Source organism: Streptomyces sp. 3330 (genome assembly GCF_031456635.1).
Taxonomy (GTDB): domain Bacteria; phylum Actinomycetota; class Actinomycetes; order Streptomycetales; family Streptomycetaceae; genus Streptomyces.
This window is the reverse complement of sequence record NZ_JAVDVA010000002.1, coordinates 251,288-266,166: the sequence shown is the minus strand read 5'-3', so window position 1 is coordinate 266,166 and position 14,879 is coordinate 251,288. Positions and strand designations below refer to the sequence as shown.

Here is a 14,879-nt window from a genome sequence, read left to right as displayed (position 1 = left end):
CGCAACACGAGCTGTTACGGCGGCAGTTGAGCGACTGAATTCCTGTCATTTCCCTGGACGTCCCGCATACGTCAGGGGATCCTCGTCGAGGAAATCCGCGCCGCACCTCGGAGTTACTGAGCGGACGTTAAGCAGCACGAGGGGCACATTTTCGCGCTCGGGGACGTACGATGGCGCTCGTCGGCACCGCATCGGAGGAGCATCCTTGAGCACGCAGCCCCGCCAGGAGACCGCTGCCGCGCCCCACTGGCGCAGCTATGCGCCGCTGGACCTCCACCCGATCCTGGTGCACGCCATGGAGGCCTTCAACGAGCATGGCTACCACGGCACTTCGGTACGGGACATCGCCGGCCGGGTCGGGGTCACCGTGCCCGCGCTCTACTACCACTACGCGAACAAGCAGGCGCTGCTGGCGACTCTGCTGGAGACGTCGATCAAGGACGTGCTCGACCGCTGCCGGGCCGCCGCGGCGGAGGCGGGCGACGAGCCGCTCCCCCGCTTCCGGGCCATGGTCGAGTCCATCGTGCTCTACATGGCCAACCGCAAGGGCCTGGCCTTCCTGGACACCGAGATCCGCAGTCTGGAACCGGCGAACCGCGCCCGCTACGTGGCCCTGCGGGACTATCTGGAGCACATGCTGCTGGACACCGTGCGCGCGGGCATCGCCCGGGGCGTGTTCACCACGCCCATCCCGGCCGACGCGGTACGGGGCGTCCTGATCATGTGTCAGGGGGTGACCAACTGGTACCGGGCCGACGGCCCGCTCAGCGCGGCCGAGGTCGCCGAGCGGCACGTCCTTCTCTGCCTCGGCACGGTGGGCGGCTCGCAGGCGGGCGCACCGCACCCGTCGTGAACGGGATTCTGGACGGGTGCGGTGCGCCCGTCCTGAATCCCGTTCACGCCACCGTGATCACGGCCTTGCCGCGCGCATGCCCCCGCTCCACGTACCGCACGCCCTCGGCCGCGTCGGCCAGGGCGTACGTCCGGTCGATCACCGGGGTGAGGCCGCCCTCTTCGATGAGCGCGGCGACGGCGAGCAGGTCTTCCCTGGCCGGTCCGGCCGGGGTGGCCGGGGTGGCCGGGGTGGCCGGGGTGGCCGGGAGGATCGTGCGGAGCCGCTGCCGGACGAACCCGTTGACCGCGATCACGCGGAGCATGGAGCCCACCGCCCCGAACACCTGGCCCGGTGAGCCGCCTCCGTTGGCCACGAGGGTGCCCGTCGGGGTGAGGCTGCGGCGCAGCAGACCCAGCGGGCGGTTGCCCACGTTGTCCAAGATCACGTCGTAGCCTTCACGTCCCCGCGTGAAGTCCTCCCGGGTGTGGTCGACGACGTGCGCGGCGCCGAGGGAGCGCACCAGGTCGACGTTGGACGTGCCGCACACCCCGGTGACCTCCGCGCCCAGGCCCGCGGCGATCTGCACCGCGAACGTGCCCACGCCGCCCGCGGCCCCGTTGACGAGCACCCGCTGCCCGGCCCGCACCCGGCCCGCGGTGCGGATGCCCCGCAGGGCGGTCACCGCGGCCATCGGCACCGCCGCGGCCTGCTCGAAGGTCAGGCCCGCGGGTCTGGGCACCAGCAGATCCGCGGTGGTGCGCGCGTACTCGGCGAAGGAGCCGTGGCAGAAGCCCATGACCTCGTCGCCCGGCCGGAGCCCTCGTACGCCGGCGCCGACCGACTCGACCTGCCCGGCGACGTCGATACCGGCCACCCGGCGCCTCGGCCGCATCAGCCCCACGCCTCCCATCAGCCGCGCCACGTAGGGATCGCCGCGCAGCATGTGCCAGTCGTAGGGGTTGAGCGCGGCGGCGCGCACCCGCACCGACACCTGGCCGGCCGAGATCTCCGGCCGGTCGGTGTCCACCAGTTCCAGAACGTCCGGCGGCCCGAACCGCTCCTGCACGATCGCCTTCATCGGTCGCCCCCTCTTGTGCGGCATCCGCGGCCGAGGAGCCCGGGACGGATGCCTTCCGGCACGGCGGGTGTACGGCGTACACCTCTGTTCGGGCACGGTAGGTGTACGGCGTACACCCGTCAAGGGGAAAGGCCCGCGGGCGCGGCCGAGCGGTAAGGGCGGTCAGGTCGTACCGAGGAGCCGTTCGAGGCCGTCCAGCGTCAGGTCGAGGGCGAACTCGAACTCGAACTGGTCGTCGCAGCCCGAGCCGACGACGGACTCGGGGTCGTGGGCGGCCGCCATGGCCAGTTCGGCGAGGTGCGGGTAGCGCGCGGCCATCTCCTCGGGCGCCATCGCGTCCGGGTCCGGCTCACCTCCGTCGGCGCCGTCCTCGAACAGTTCCTGGGAGAAGCCCAGCAGCCGGCTGCCCATGACGTGCATCGCGTGATGGACCAGGTGGATCGAGAACCCGCCGGCCCGGAAGATCCCGATCATCGAGTCCAGGTACGCCATCACCGCGGGGGTCGGCGTGGTCCGCGCCTTCGTCCGCGCCTCGATGACCGCGGGCGCCCAGGGGTGGCGCAGCAGCATGGCGCGGGCCGACAGCACGCGCCGGCGCACGGTGGTCTTCCAGTCGGCGTCCTCGGCCGGCGGATCGATCTCGGCCATGAGGACGTCGATCACGCCGTCCAGCAGCTCGTTCTTGTTGGCCACGTGCTTGTACAGCGCCATCGGCACCACGCCGAGCGTCTGGGCCAGGTTGCGCATGCTCAGTGCGTCGACTCCGCCCTCGTCGGCCAGCGCGACGGCGGCGCTCAGAACCCGCCCCCTGCTCAGCGGCGGGCGGGACTGCGCGGCGACGCCCCCCTTCGTCGTTATCTCCACCATCTCCTCTGCCGTCTCCACGACGCCGTCAGGGCGCCGGGCGGGACAACAGCGTATGCGTGAAGGGGGTGACGGGGCGTTCGAGGCGTTCGCCGTCCACGGTGATGTCGACCGCCTCGTTGTAGAAGGCGAGCATGTCCCTGATGACGGCCACGGAGGGCACCGGCGCGGGGTAGCTCCACACGATGTCGGGCGGGACGTCGGCCCCGCCGGTCCAGGACCAGTACCCGGCGGTGCCCTTGTAGGGGCAGCCGGTGCGGTGGTCGGTGGGGGTGAACAGGTCGAGGCGGACGTCCTCGCGGGGGAGGTAGTAGCGGGTGGGCAGCCCGGTCTCGAAGAGGAGCACCGGGCGGCGAGTATCGGCGACGACCGTTCCGTCGATCTCGATCCGGACGTGCCGGCTGCTCGGCAGGGCGTCGACCCGCTTGTGCGGGTCACGGGGGTGGACGAAGATCTCCTCCTCTTCCTCGTACCAGTGGTCGAGCCCCCTGCCCGTGCGCCGGAACCACTCGAAGGCGATGTGCCCGGCCAGGTCCCGCGCGGGGAAGGTCCAGGCCGCGTTCGGGAGCGATTCGCCCTCCACGTCGAGGTCGTAGAAGAGCCGCGAGCCCGTGTGCGTGCCGACCGGCGGGTCCTCGGCCGGTCGCAGCAGGTCCTCGCGGACCTCCTCCCGCGGGAAGGCGTACAGCGGCACCGGCACCCCGGGTTCCCAGACGAGAACGGGATGCCGGCTGTCCACGACCGTGCACTCGCCCTTGCGGCCCCGGACCCAGCGCGGGCTGGGCTCCCAGAGAAGGCCTTCCGGGGTGGCGCGTACGGAGTCGACGGTGCTGAGCTCGCTCATGTTTCTCCCTCGGACGCTCCGCTCCTCCCCGCGTTCCCCGGACGCGCGGATGCTCTCACCGCCCGTCCAGGACCTCCGGGTCGTCGGCGCCGCGGTAGGTGAAGGACCGGAACAGCACCTCGCCCTCGGTGCAGGTCAGGCCGATCATCCGGCCGGTCATGCCCGCGGCGACCTCGGTCGAGAAGTAGCGGCCGTCGATGCGGCCGAGTTCACGGAAGCCGTCCGCGCCGTGGAGACCGGCCACGACCTCGTCGGGCCCCAGGTCGGTGCCGAAGGGCGTGGCGGCGCGGTGCGGCACGACGCGCAGTTCGAGGGTCGTCTCCCCGGTGACGGCGGCCTCGCCCAGGACCGCGTGCGCCGGGCCGATCCGGGCGACGGCGCGCACGCGGCCGTCCGCCACCTCGACGCGCACGGCGTGTCGGGCGTCGATGCGCAGCTCCAGGCCCCCGGATCCGCCGGGCCCGCCGGTCTCCTCGGGCGCGACCACCGCGGCGCTCGCCCGCAGGTAGAGGTGTTCCTGGCGGCGGCCCGCGAAGACCGGGCCGGCCTTCGCGGTCAGTCGGCGGCCGCGGTCCGTCACCGTGAGCACGTCGTCGGGGAACGCGCCGGGCGCCACCCAGGACGACGGCAGGGCCCGGTCCGCTGCCGTCAGGTGCTCGGTGAGCTCGGGCACGGCCTCCGGCTGGATCGGTCCTGCCGTGCCGGGCCAGCCCTCGCTCCAGCGCACCTCGCAGGCGAAGGTCTCCCGGCCGAGCACGTGCCACTCGGGGCTGCCGCCGCGCGGCCGCACGCCCAGGTAGACCATCGCCCACGTGCCGTCGGGGCGCTGTACGAGGTCCGCGTGACCGGTGCTCTGGACGGGGTCGTCGCTGCCGCGCGCGGTGAGGACCGGATTGCCGGGGCAGGCCTCGAAGGGGCCGGACGGTGAGGGCCCCCGGGCGAGGGTGACGGCGTGGCCGCGTTCGGTGCCGCCCTCGGCGATGAGCAGGTACCAGTGCTCGCCGACGCGGTAGAGGTGGGGGCCCTCGGGGAACTTGCCGCCCGTCCCCTGCCACAGCCGCCGCCGCTCGGTGAGCAGGGCGCCGGTGCGCGGTTCCAGCTCGGCCTGCACGATCCCCTCGCCGAAGCGGGTCCAGGTCAGCAGGCAGGTGCCGTCCTCGTCCCAGGCGATGTCCGGGTCGATGCCCCGCGCGTCGGGGATCCACACCGGGTCCGACCAGGGGCCGGCCGCGTCCTCGGCGGTGACCAGGAACACCCTCGGCTCGGCCGTCAGAAGGGTGCTGATCATCCAGAACCGGCCGTCGTGATGACGAAGGGTCGGCGCCAGGACGCCGCCCGAGGCCCACACCCCCTCCAGCGGCAGCTGCGAGGGCCGCTCCAGCGCGTGGCCGACGTGCTCCCAGGTGCGCAGGTCGGTCGACCGGTGGATCGGCACGCCCGGCGCGTATTCGAAGCTGGAGTTGGCGAGGTAGTACACGTCTCCCACCCGGCAGACGCTGGGGTCGGGATGGAATCCGGGGACGACCGGACGGACGGGCAGCTGCACGGCGTGACTTCCTGGTGTGTGCTCGGGACGGGCGAGGGCGGCGGGCCGGGTGGGCTCGCGGCCCGCTCAGACGGCCACCGCGTCGTCGCTCTCCGGATCGCGGAGCGGCGGGATGAACAAGGAGAGCACCAGGGCCAGGAGTGTGACGAGGGCGCCGAGCCAGAAGATCCAGGCGTATCCGGCGTCCTGGTAGAAGGCGGTGCCGTCGACCACGGTGCTGTGGGCGCTCAGGAGGGCGTACGCGCCGGCCGTGACGATGGCGCCGAACAGGCTGATCAGCATGTTGAGCATGCCGCTGCCCAGTCCCTGTTCGTCGCGGGAGACCACGCCGACCACGAGCACCGGCGCTCCCGCCACCACGACACCGGCGCCGACGTTGGCGACGCAGGACGTCAGGGACAGTTCCAGTTCGTCGCCGTGGAAGAAGCCGACGAGCAGGTAGCCGAAGGCCATCACCGCAAGTCCGGCGATCCAGACCTTGCGGGGGTCCCAGTTGCGCAGGAAGCGGCTGACGAGGATGCCGGTCCCGAACATCACCAGGTTCCAGCTCACGCTGACCACGGCGTTGTGCTGCGCGGTCCATCCCAGCCCGGCCGAGACGCCGGGGATGTGCGGGAAGAGGGCGAGCAGGATGGCGAGGCCGGGCATGGTGAACGCGACGGTCTGGGCGAGGCCGCCCGCGGTGAGCGCCAGGGCCACGGGGCGCCGGCGCAGCACCTTCAGGTCGAGGATGGGGTGGGCGCTGGACCGCTCGACGAACAGGAACGCGATCAGGGCGGCGGTGCCGGCGGCGAGCCAGCCCAGTGTGCGGATGTCCGTCCAGCCCCAGCTCTGGCCCTGGCCGACGGCGTAGATCACCGCGGTGAGACCGCCGCCGAGAACCACTCCACCCAGCCAGTCGAAGCGCGGGTCGAAGGCGTGCCGCGGCGTCTCCGGCACCAGCACGGCGACGAGCAGGAAGGCGACGGCGGTGGCGGCGGCGAGGAACCACAGCGCGCCGCGGTAGCCCCAGTGGTCGACGAGCGCGCCCGCGAGGAACGGGGTGCCGAGGGCGACCAGTCCGACACTGCTGCCGATCATGCCGCTGGCCGACTTGACCAGCCGACGCGGGAAGATGTCGCGCACCGCGGCGAAGGAGAGGGCCCCGAACGGCCCGTAGAACCCGGCGATCGCCCGGCCGACCAGCACCAGCCAGAAGTCTCCGGCCAGGGCGGCGAGCGCCTCGCCGCCGGCGCCCAGCGCCATCATGGCGAGCATGACGCGCTTCCTGCCGTACAGGTCGCCCAGCTTGATGGCGAAGGGCGTCAGCAGGGTGGTCACGAGGGTGAGGGTGAGGCCGAACCACGCCACCTGGGTGGTGTGGAAGCTCTGCGCGACGCTCGCGGTGGCGTTGGCACCGAGGATCCCGCCCGCGGCAAGCAACTGGGTGGGCCACGCGAGCGCGATCAGTACCGCGACCAGGCGGAGGTTCCAGGCTCCGTCCGCCTGGGCGGACGGCGCGGTGTCGAGTGCGGGGCTTGGCGACGTCGGTGTCATGCCAGCCCTCCTTTCACGGAGGTGCCTGAGGGGACCGAGAAGAGCTGTGGGGGTTGCGCGGAGGATCGAACCCGTGGTGACACGTCGCTCGCCATGAGGTGCGAGCGCGGCAGTCCGTCGTCGCGTGACGTCGATGATTACCCGAACACCTAGTGCTTACTAGGTGTTCGAAGGGTGACCCATGTCACAGGCGTCCCGGGCGCCCCGCCCGCCACGGACTCCTCACCGCACCCCGGTACCGTTCTCGCATGGCGACACCCAGGGGACCGCGCGGCGGCTACACGGCAGGCCGGGCACGGCGCACCCAGATCCTCGAGGCGGCCCTGCTGCGTTTCGGGCAGGACGGCTACCGCAAGACCTCCCTGGCCCGTATCGCCCGGGACGCCGAGATCACCGACGCCGGACTGCTGCACCACTTCCGCGACAAGCAGCAGCTCCTGCTGGCCGTGGTCGAGCACTGGCACGACCGCATGGACACCCAGTGGCAGCGGGTGTCGGAGTCGGTGCGGGACGCGTTCCGCTGCCATGTGGAGGACACCGCGGAGACCCTCACCATGCCGGGCATGGTGGAACTGGCCGTCGTGGTCTCCGCCGAGGCGACCGCGCCGGACCACCCGGCCCACGACTTCTTCGCCCACTGGCAGGAGAAGGGCGTGAAGGAACTCGCGGAGCGACTGCGCGCCGGGAGCCGCAACGGCGAACTCCTGCCCGATCTGGACCACGACTGCATCGCGCGCGAGTGCGTGGCCGTCGACGCCGGACTGCGGCAGCAGTGGCTCGCCTCCGGCCGCTCCTTCGATCTCATCCCGGTGATGCACGCCCATCTGGACCGCCTGATGCGGTCCATCTCGGCCGACGGGCAGGGGCTGTAGGCCCCCGGGGCGCCCTCGCGCACGACACCCCACACGCGGCGTCCGCACGCAGGGCGCCCGCGCGCATCGACCTTCGCGCACGCCCTCGCGCACCTCCCCGCACACCCCGCCACCGGCGCATGGCAAGCGCTTCCACCGGCGGTCCACACCTGAGACATGGCATGCCCATGAAGGAATGAACCATGTGATGACCGTCATACAGGTCAACACCTAGCGTCTACTAGGTATTGGCGCGCATGATCGAACCTGTTCATCTCCGTCTCCACGCATCCCATCCACCCGACACCACCGCCGACGGCGCCGAGGACTCGACATGCCCCACCCCTGGACCGCCCGCGTCATCTCCCCCTCCCGACCGGCGCAGCCGTCCGCCACGGGCGTCCGGCCGGCCGCTCTGCTGCGCGGCGAGTTCACCGTGCCAGCGGCGGTCAGAGCGGCCCGGCTCTCCGTCACCGCGCTCGGCGTGTACCAGCTGGAACTCAACGGCGCCGTGGTGGGCGATCACGTCCTCGCCCCCGGCTGGACGAGCTACCGGCACCGCCACCGCTACCAGGTCTTCGATGTGACGGACCTGGTCCGTGAGGGGGCCAACGCCTGGGGGGCACACCTGGCGGACGGCTGGTACCGGGGGCGCCTCGGCTTCAACGGCGGCACCCGGGACATCTACGGCGAGGACACGGGCCTGCTCGCGGAGCTGCGGATCGAGTACACCGACGGCGCCACCCACACCGTCACCACGGGCGCGGACTGGCGCTGGAGCCCCGGGCCGGTCACCGCGGCCGGCCTGTACGAGGGCGAGGAACACGACGCGCGGCGCGAGCAGGCGGGCTGGAGCGAGCCCGGCTTCGACGACTCGGCCTGGGAGCCCGTGCGGCCGCTGCCGTTCGACACCTCCGTGCTCTTCGAGGCCGACAGCCCGCCGGTGCGCCGTATCGAGTCCGTCGCCCCCGTCGCCGTCACCACCTCCCCCGGCGGCCGCACGCTCGTCGACTTCGGCCAGAACCTGGTCGGACGGCTGCGGATCCGCGTCCGCGGCGAGGCGGGCCGCACCGTCACGCTGCGGCACGCGGAGGTCCTGGAGGACGGCGAGCTGAGCACCCGTCCCCTGCGGCACGCCACCGCCACCGACCGCTACACCCTGCGCGGCGACGCGGACGGCGAGGTGTGGGAACCCCGCTTCACCTTCCACGGCTTCCGCTACGCCGAGATCGCCGGCTGGCCCGGCGAGCTGGACCCGGCCGACGTCACCGCCCTGGTCCTGCACAGCGACCTGCGCCCGACCGGCTGGTTCTCCTGCTCCGACGCCTCGCTGAACCGGCTGCACGAGAACGTGGTCCGGGGGATGCGCGGCAACTTCCTCGACGTGCCCACCGACTGCCCGCAGCGCGACGAGCGGCTCGGCTGGACCGGTGACGTGCAGGTCTTCGCCCCCACCGCGGCCTTCCTGTACGACGTCCGCGACTTCCTGCGCTCCTGGCTGCGCGACCTGGCCGCCGACCAGGGCGACGACGAGCGGGGCGTCCCGCCGGTGTTCAGCCCCGCCATCCCGGTGATCACCCCCGTCGAGATCCCGCCGGGCAATCCCCCGATGGCCGGCTGGTGCGACGCGGCGGTGATCGTCCCGTGGGTGCTGTACGAGCGCTACGGCGACACCGAGGTGCTGCGCGGCCAGTACGCCTCGATGCGCGGCTGGGTCGACGCCGTCGAGCGCATCGCCGGAGACGGCCGGATCTGGGGAGAGGGCTTCCAGTTCGGCGACTGGCTGGACCCGGCCGCACCCGCCGACGATCCCGGACGGTCCACGACCCCCTCCAGCCTGGTCGCCACCGCCTACTTCGCGCACTCCGCCCGGCTGCTGGCCCGCACCGCCCGCGTCCTCGAGGAGAAGGACGACGCCGAGCACTACGGCGCGCTGGCGGACTCGGTGCGCGACGCCTTCCGGGACCGTTTCCACACCGGGGGCGGACGGCTGACGGAGGAGACGCAGACCGCGTACGCCCTCGCCCTGTGCTTCCGGCTGCTGGAGGACGACGAGCGCGCCGAGGCCGGACGCCGGCTGGCGGACCTCGTCGCCTCGGGCGGCCACCGCATCGGCACCGGGTTCCTCGGCACCCCGCTGGTCTGCGACGCGCTGACCGACACCGGACACGTGGACACCGCCTTCGGGCTGCTGACGCAGCGTTCCTGCCCCTCGTGGCTCTACCAGGTGGACATGGGCGCCACGACCGTATGGGAGCGCTGGGACAGCATGCTGCCCGACGGCACCGTCAACCCCGGCGAGATGACCTCCTTCAACCACTACGCGCTCGGAGCCGTCGCCGACTGGATGCACCGCACCGTCGCCGGGCTCGCGCCCGCCGAGCCCGGCTACCGCCGGCTCCTGGTCCGTCCCCGCACGGGCGGGGGTATCACCTGGGCCCGTGCCGCGCACGAGACGCCGTACGGCCGGGCCGAGACCGGCTGGCGCCTCGAGGGCGACCTGCTGCTGGTGGACCTGCTCGTGCCGCCGGGCACCGCCGCCCTCGTCGACCTGCCGGGCGCCGACCCGGTGACCGCGGGACCCGGCCGGCACACCTTCCACACCCCGATTCCGCGGCGACAGCCACAGCCCCGGAAGTGACGCGCGGCCGCGGCGGCGCGGGGGGCGGCCCGCGCGCGGCCGACGCCCCCCGCTCCGGCGGCCGCCGCCCCCGGCACTCCACCGGCACTCCACCGGCGCGAACTCCCCCACCCGTGAGCCCCCACACCTGGAGCAAGCAGTGACCCACCCGTACCAGGACTCCCGACGCGGCATCAGCGAGCGCGTGGCCGACCTGCTGGCCCGCATGACCGTCCAGGAGAAGGCCGGGCTGCTCTTCCACCACGTCATCGGCATCGGCGACCACCCGGCACCCGCCGGGCGCACCGTGGAGCAGATGATGTCCGAGAGCCTGATGTCCCACTTCAACCTGCTCGGAGCCGGCAGTCCGCGCCAGATGGCCGACCTGCACAACCATGTCCAGCGGCTGGCCGCCGACACCCGGCTCGGCATTCCGGTCACCCTCTCCTCCGACCCCCGCCACGCGTTCACCGACAACCCGGGCACCGCGATGCCGGCCGGTCCGTTCTCCCGGTGGCCGGAGTCGCTGGGCCTCGCCGCCACCGGTGACGCCGAACTCGTACGGCGGTACGCGGACACCGTGCGCCGCGAGTACCTGGCCGTCGGCCTGCGCGTCGCCCTGCACCCGCAGATCGACCTGAACACCGAGCCCCGCTGGGCGCGCGGCTCGGGCACGTTCGGCGAGGACGCCGACCTGACGTCACGACTCGTCGCCGCCTACGTCGAGGGGCTGAGCGGACCGGGTGACGGCCTCGGCGCCGACAGCGTCGCCGCGATGGTCAAGCACTTCCCCGGCGGCGGCGCGCAGAAGGACGGCGAGGACCCGCACTTCCCCTACGGCAGGGAGCAGGTCTACCCCGGCGGCTTCTTCGACTACCACCTCAAGCCCTTCGAGGCGGCCATCGCCGCGGGCGCCACCCAGGTCATGCCGTACTACGGCATGCCCGTCGGCACCGAGCACGAGGAGGTCGGCTTCGGCTTCAACCGCGGCATCATCACCGGTCTGCTGCGCGAAAGGCTGGGTTTCGACGGCATCGTCTGCACCGACTGGGGCCTGGTCACCGACCAGTTGGTCATGGGCGAGCCGCACCGGGCGCGGGCGTGGGGCGTGGAGGACCTCTCCCCCGCCGAGCGGCTGCTGAAGATCCTGCACGCGGGCGCCGACCAGGTCGGCGGCGAGTCCTGCCCCGAACTGATCGTGGACCTGGTGCGCACGGGGCAGCTCGAGGAGTCGCGGCTCGACGCCTCCGTGGCCAGGCTGCTCCGCGAGAAGTTCCGCCTGGGCCTGTTCGACGAGCGACGCTACGTCGATCCCGGCGCCGCCGAGGAGATCGTCGGCCGCGCCGACTTCCACGCCGCCGGCGAGGTCGCCCAGCGCCGCTCGGCCACCCTGCTCAAGAGCGGCCCGCTGCCGCTGTCCGGCAGGCCCCGTCTGTACGTCGAGGGCGTCGATCCGGCGACGGCCGCCGAGTACGCCGACCTCGTCGCCGACCCCGCCGAAGCGGACCTGGGGCTGCTGCGCCTGACCACGCCGTACGAACCCCGGCCCGGACTGTTCGAGTCCTTCTTCCACGCCGGCCGCCTCGACTTCCCCGAGGACCGCCTCAAGGAGATCCTCGGCCTGCTGGACACCGTGCCCACCGTCGTGGCGATCCACCTGGAACGTCCTGCCGTCATCCCCGAGATCGCCGACCGCTCGGCCGCGCTGCTCGCCGTGTACGGCACCGGCGACCGCGCCCTGCTCGACCTCCTGTTCGGCCGGTCGGCGCCGGAGGGCTCGCTGCCGTTCCAGCTCCCCCGCTCCATGGCCGAGGTCGAGGCCGGACGGCCCGACGTGCCCCAGGAGAGCACCGACCCGCTCTACCCCTTCGGCCACGGCCTGCGCTACGCAGCCGACCTGTGAGTCCCCGGGCACGACCGGTTCCGCCCGTGCCCGCCCGTGCCCGCTCCTCGTGTCCAGCGTGGACCTGGGGTTCCTGGGCACACGGGACACGGACCCGGCTGGTCGGCCCAAGGAGAGAGCATGGCGAAGGACTCACCGTTGAAAGCTGTCGGATGGGCGCGCTCGCTGCCGGTGAGCAGCGGGGTGAAGGTCGCCCGGGAGTGGACGCGTGAGCATGTGGCCGCGCTCGGCTGGGCGCGGACGGCACCGGATCTGGTGGACTCCATCCTGCTGACGGTGTCCGAGCTGGTCACCAACGCGCACGTGCACGCGCACAGTGCGGCGCAGCTGATCCTCACCTGGGACGAGGAGTGCCTGCACGTCACCGTGCACGACGCCTCGCCGCTGCTGCCCGAGCCGCGTGACCCGGGCACCAGTGCCCCGGGCGGGCGCGGTCTGCTGCTGGTCGACGCCGTCGCCGACAAGTGGGAGGCGTATCGCTGCCCGCGCGGCAAGAGCGTCACCGCCTGCTTCCAAGCACCCGAGTCCGCCGCGCGCGGAGCGATCGGGACGGGGTGATCGGTTCGGGATGACCGATCGGTTCGGGGGGACAGGCCTGGTCACCGGGAGGAGGCTCAGCTTATGACGTCCGACGAGGAGGAACGGCTCGAACGCGCGATCCTCGACCTTCTGGAACAGCGGCGGCCCGACGCGTCCGTCTGCCCGTCCGAGGTAGCCCGGGCCGTGCACGACGGTACGGGCGACGGGTGGCGGCAGCTGATGGAGCCCACCCGCGCGGCGGCCCGACGGCTGTCGGACGCGGGTCGGGTGGAGATCACTCAGGGCGGCGAGCGGGTCGACCCCACGACGACCCGTGGTCCGATCAGGATCCGCCGGCGGCGCTGACGGCGTCGGCGGACGGCACGCGTCGCCGTTCCCGCCCGGAGCCCGTCACCGTGACCGCGCCCGCCGCCGCGCTCGCCCCCGCGGCCGTCACTGCGGGGGGTTGCCGTGCTTGCGCGCGGGCAGGTCGGCGTGTTTCGTGCGCAGCATCGCCAGTGCGCGGATCAGCGTCTCGCGCGTGCCCGCCGGGTCGATCACGTCGTCCACCAGGCCGCGTTCGGCCGCGTAGTACGGGTGCATCAGCTCCGCGCGGTACTCCTTGACCATCCGCTCGCGCATCGCCTCGGGCTCGTCCGCCTCCGCGATCTGCCGCCGGAAGATGACGTTCGCGGCGCCCTCGGCGCCCATCACGGCGATCTCGTTCGTCGGCCAGGCGTAGGTCACGTCCGCGCCGATGGACTGCGAGTCCATGACGATGTAGGCGCCGCCGTACGCCTTGCGCAGGATCAACGAGATGCGCGGCACCGTCGCGTTGCAGTACGCGTACAGCAGCTTCGCCCCGTGCCGGATGACTCCGCCGTGCTCCTGGTCCACGCCCGGCAGGAACCCGGGTACGTCCACCAGCGTCACCAGCGGGATGTTGAAGGCGTCACACATCTGGACGAACCTGGCGCCCTTCTCGCTGGCCTCGATGTCGAGGACGCCGGCGAGGGCGCGGGGCTGACTGGCCACGATCCCCACGACCTCGCCGTCCAGTCGCGCCAGCGCGCACACCAGATTGCGGGCCCAGCTCTCGTGGATCTCCAGGAACTCCCCGTCGTCCACGAGGTGACCGATCACCTCGGTCATGTCGTAGGGCTGGCTGCCGTCCGCCGGCACCAGATCCACCAGCTCCTCCGACCGACGGCCGGGCGGATCGGTCACCGGCCCCCTCGGCGCGCACTCCCGGTTGTTCTGCGGCAGCAGCGACAGCAGGTACCGCACCTCCGCGATGCACGTCTCCTCGTCGTCGTAGGCGAAGTGGCACACCCCCGAGGCCTCCGCGTGCACATCCGCCCCGCCCAGGCCGTCGCGCGTCACCTCCTCACCGGTCACCGTCCGCACCACGTCCGGGCCCGTCAGGAACATCTGCGAGGTCCCGCGCACCATGAACACGAAGTCGGTCAGCGCCGGACTGTAGGCAGCGCCGCCCGCGCACGGGCCCAGCACCACCGATATCTGCGGAATGACCCCCGACGCCCGCACGTTGCGGCGGAAGATCCCGCCGTAACCCGCCAGCGCCACCACGCCCTCCTGGATCCGCGCGCCCGCGCCGTCGTTCAGCGACACCAGCGGCGCGCCCGCCGCCAGCGCCATGTCCATCACCTTGTGGATCTTCTCCGCGTGCGCCTCGCCCAGGGCGCCTCCGAACACGCGGAAATCATGCGCGTACACGAAGACCTGCCGGCCCTCCACCGTGCCCCATCCCGTCACCACGCCGTCCGTGTAGGGGCGCCGCGCCTCCAGCCCGAATCCACTCGCCCGATGCCGTCGCAGCAACCCCACCTCGACGAAGGACCCCTCGTCGAGCAGCAGACCGATCCGGTCACGTGCCGAGAGCTTCCTGCCGCTGCCCGCCCCGCCGGTCGGACCCGCCACCGCTTCCGCCCGCACCTGCCGCAACTCCGCCACCGCTACGCGACTACCAGGAACGTCGGAAAACCTCTCTGCACCGCTCACGGCATTGCCCTCCCTCGTAGCGAACCCGGCACCCCCGAAACCCCCACCACGGCGAACCGCCCACGCGGTTCACATGGCAGGGGCTGCCGACGCCGGGTCTGACACCCCGGCACCCACGACCACGACCGACCACCCGACCCCGGTCACCGGGCGCCGACCACCGGCCGTCGGCCGGGCATGCCGGCGACCGTGCCTACCGCCGGGCGGGCGGCGAGGGCCGCACCACCGCGTCCCGAACGGTCTCGCTCCCCATGTCCCCAC

At 72.6% G+C, this 14,879-nt stretch carries 12 protein-coding genes; 6 read left to right on the top strand and 6 right to left on the bottom strand.

The annotated features are described in order from the left end of the window. Window positions 1-205: 205 nt before the first annotated feature. A complete protein-coding gene (locus tag J2X68_RS04610; RefSeq protein WP_310431121.1) occupies window positions 206-853 on the top strand; it encodes a TetR/AcrR family transcriptional regulator in 648 nt (215 codons plus the stop codon). Window positions 854-896: 43 nt separating this feature from the next. Here the strand turns inward: J2X68_RS04610 and J2X68_RS04605 are convergent, their stop codons facing one another. From J2X68_RS04605 to J2X68_RS04585, 5 genes are all read right to left on the bottom strand, one after another. Beyond that, a complete protein-coding gene (locus J2X68_RS04605; RefSeq protein ID WP_310431120.1) occupies window positions 897-1,913 on the bottom strand; it encodes an NAD(P)-dependent alcohol dehydrogenase in 1,017 nt (338 codons plus the stop codon). A gap of 162 nt (window positions 1,914-2,075) precedes the next feature. Beyond that, window positions 2,076-2,780, bottom strand: a complete 705-nt coding sequence (locus J2X68_RS04600; RefSeq protein WP_310431119.1) for a TetR/AcrR family transcriptional regulator — start codon at window positions 2,778-2,780, stop codon at window positions 2,076-2,078. 25 nt (window positions 2,781-2,805) lie between these two features. Next, entirely contained in the window at window positions 2,806-3,621 is an 816-nt protein-coding gene (locus J2X68_RS04595; RefSeq protein WP_310431118.1) for a DUF427 domain-containing protein, read from the bottom strand. A gap of 55 nt (window positions 3,622-3,676) precedes the next feature. Then, window positions 3,677-5,167 (bottom strand): glycoside hydrolase family 43 protein, encoded by a 1,491-nt coding sequence (locus J2X68_RS04590; protein WP_310431117.1) that lies wholly within the window; start codon window positions 5,165-5,167, stop codon window positions 3,677-3,679. A gap of 66 nt (window positions 5,168-5,233) precedes the next feature. Further along, window positions 5,234-6,703 (bottom strand): MFS transporter, encoded by a 1,470-nt coding sequence (locus tag J2X68_RS04585; protein WP_310431116.1) that lies wholly within the window; start codon window positions 6,701-6,703, stop codon window positions 5,234-5,236. Window positions 6,704-6,951: 248 nt separating this feature from the next. Here J2X68_RS04585 and J2X68_RS04580 point away from each other — a divergent pair, with 248 nt between their 5' ends. From J2X68_RS04580 to J2X68_RS04560, 5 genes are all read left to right on the top strand, one after another. Beyond that, window positions 6,952-7,575, top strand: coding sequence for a TetR/AcrR family transcriptional regulator (locus J2X68_RS04580; RefSeq protein ID WP_310431115.1), 624 nt, complete (start codon window positions 6,952-6,954; stop codon window positions 7,573-7,575). 313 nt (window positions 7,576-7,888) lie between these two features. Further along, entirely contained in the window at window positions 7,889-10,195 is a 2,307-nt protein-coding gene (locus J2X68_RS04575; protein WP_310431114.1) for a family 78 glycoside hydrolase catalytic domain, read from the top strand. Window positions 10,196-10,334: 139 nt separating this feature from the next. After that, window positions 10,335-12,077 (top strand): glycoside hydrolase family 3 N-terminal domain-containing protein, encoded by a 1,743-nt coding sequence (locus J2X68_RS04570; protein WP_310431113.1) that lies wholly within the window; start codon window positions 10,335-10,337, stop codon window positions 12,075-12,077. Between the two features lie 120 nt (window positions 12,078-12,197). Beyond that, on the top strand, window positions 12,198-12,635 hold the full coding sequence (locus J2X68_RS04565; protein WP_310431112.1) for an ATP-binding protein: 438 nt from the start codon (window positions 12,198-12,200) through the stop codon (window positions 12,633-12,635). Window positions 12,636-12,698: 63 nt separating this feature from the next. Next, a complete protein-coding gene (locus J2X68_RS04560) occupies window positions 12,699-12,962 on the top strand; it encodes a DUF3253 domain-containing protein (RefSeq protein WP_310431111.1) in 264 nt (87 codons plus the stop codon). An 87-nt stretch (window positions 12,963-13,049) separates the two neighbouring features. On the opposite strand, the gene J2X68_RS04555 is transcribed toward J2X68_RS04560, so the two are convergent. Beyond that, the gene (locus J2X68_RS04555; RefSeq protein ID WP_310431110.1) at window positions 13,050-14,618 is read right to left on the bottom strand and encodes an acyl-CoA carboxylase subunit beta; all 1,569 of its coding nucleotides are present in this window, start codon (window positions 14,616-14,618) and stop codon (window positions 13,050-13,052) included. Window positions 14,619-14,879 lie beyond the last annotated feature (261 nt).

What these genes read in the sequence shown, in the direction of transcription:
- J2X68_RS04565 (WP_310431112.1), top strand. Translation starts at nt 12,198, where the DNA reads ATGGCGAAGGACTCACCGTTGAAAGCTGTCGGATGGGCGCGCTCGCTG.
- J2X68_RS04585 (WP_310431116.1), bottom strand. Translation starts at nt 6,703, where the DNA reads ATGACACCGACGTCGCCAAGCCCCGCACTCGACACCGCGCCGTCCGCC.
- J2X68_RS04575 (WP_310431114.1), top strand. Translation starts at nt 7,889, where the DNA reads ATGCCCCACCCCTGGACCGCCCGCGTCATCTCCCCCTCCCGACCGGCG.
- J2X68_RS04600 (WP_310431119.1), bottom strand. Translation starts at nt 2,780, where the DNA reads ATGGTGGAGATAACGACGAAGGGGGGCGTCGCCGCGCAGTCCCGCCCG.
- J2X68_RS04580 (WP_310431115.1), top strand. Translation starts at nt 6,952, where the DNA reads ATGGCGACACCCAGGGGACCGCGCGGCGGCTACACGGCAGGCCGGGCA.
- J2X68_RS04595 (WP_310431118.1), bottom strand. Translation starts at nt 3,621, where the DNA reads ATGAGCGAGCTCAGCACCGTCGACTCCGTACGCGCCACCCCGGAAGGC.
- J2X68_RS04560 (WP_310431111.1), top strand. Translation starts at nt 12,699, where the DNA reads ATGACGTCCGACGAGGAGGAACGGCTCGAACGCGCGATCCTCGACCTT.
- J2X68_RS04605 (WP_310431120.1), bottom strand. Translation starts at nt 1,913, where the DNA reads ATGAAGGCGATCGTGCAGGAGCGGTTCGGGCCGCCGGACGTTCTGGAA.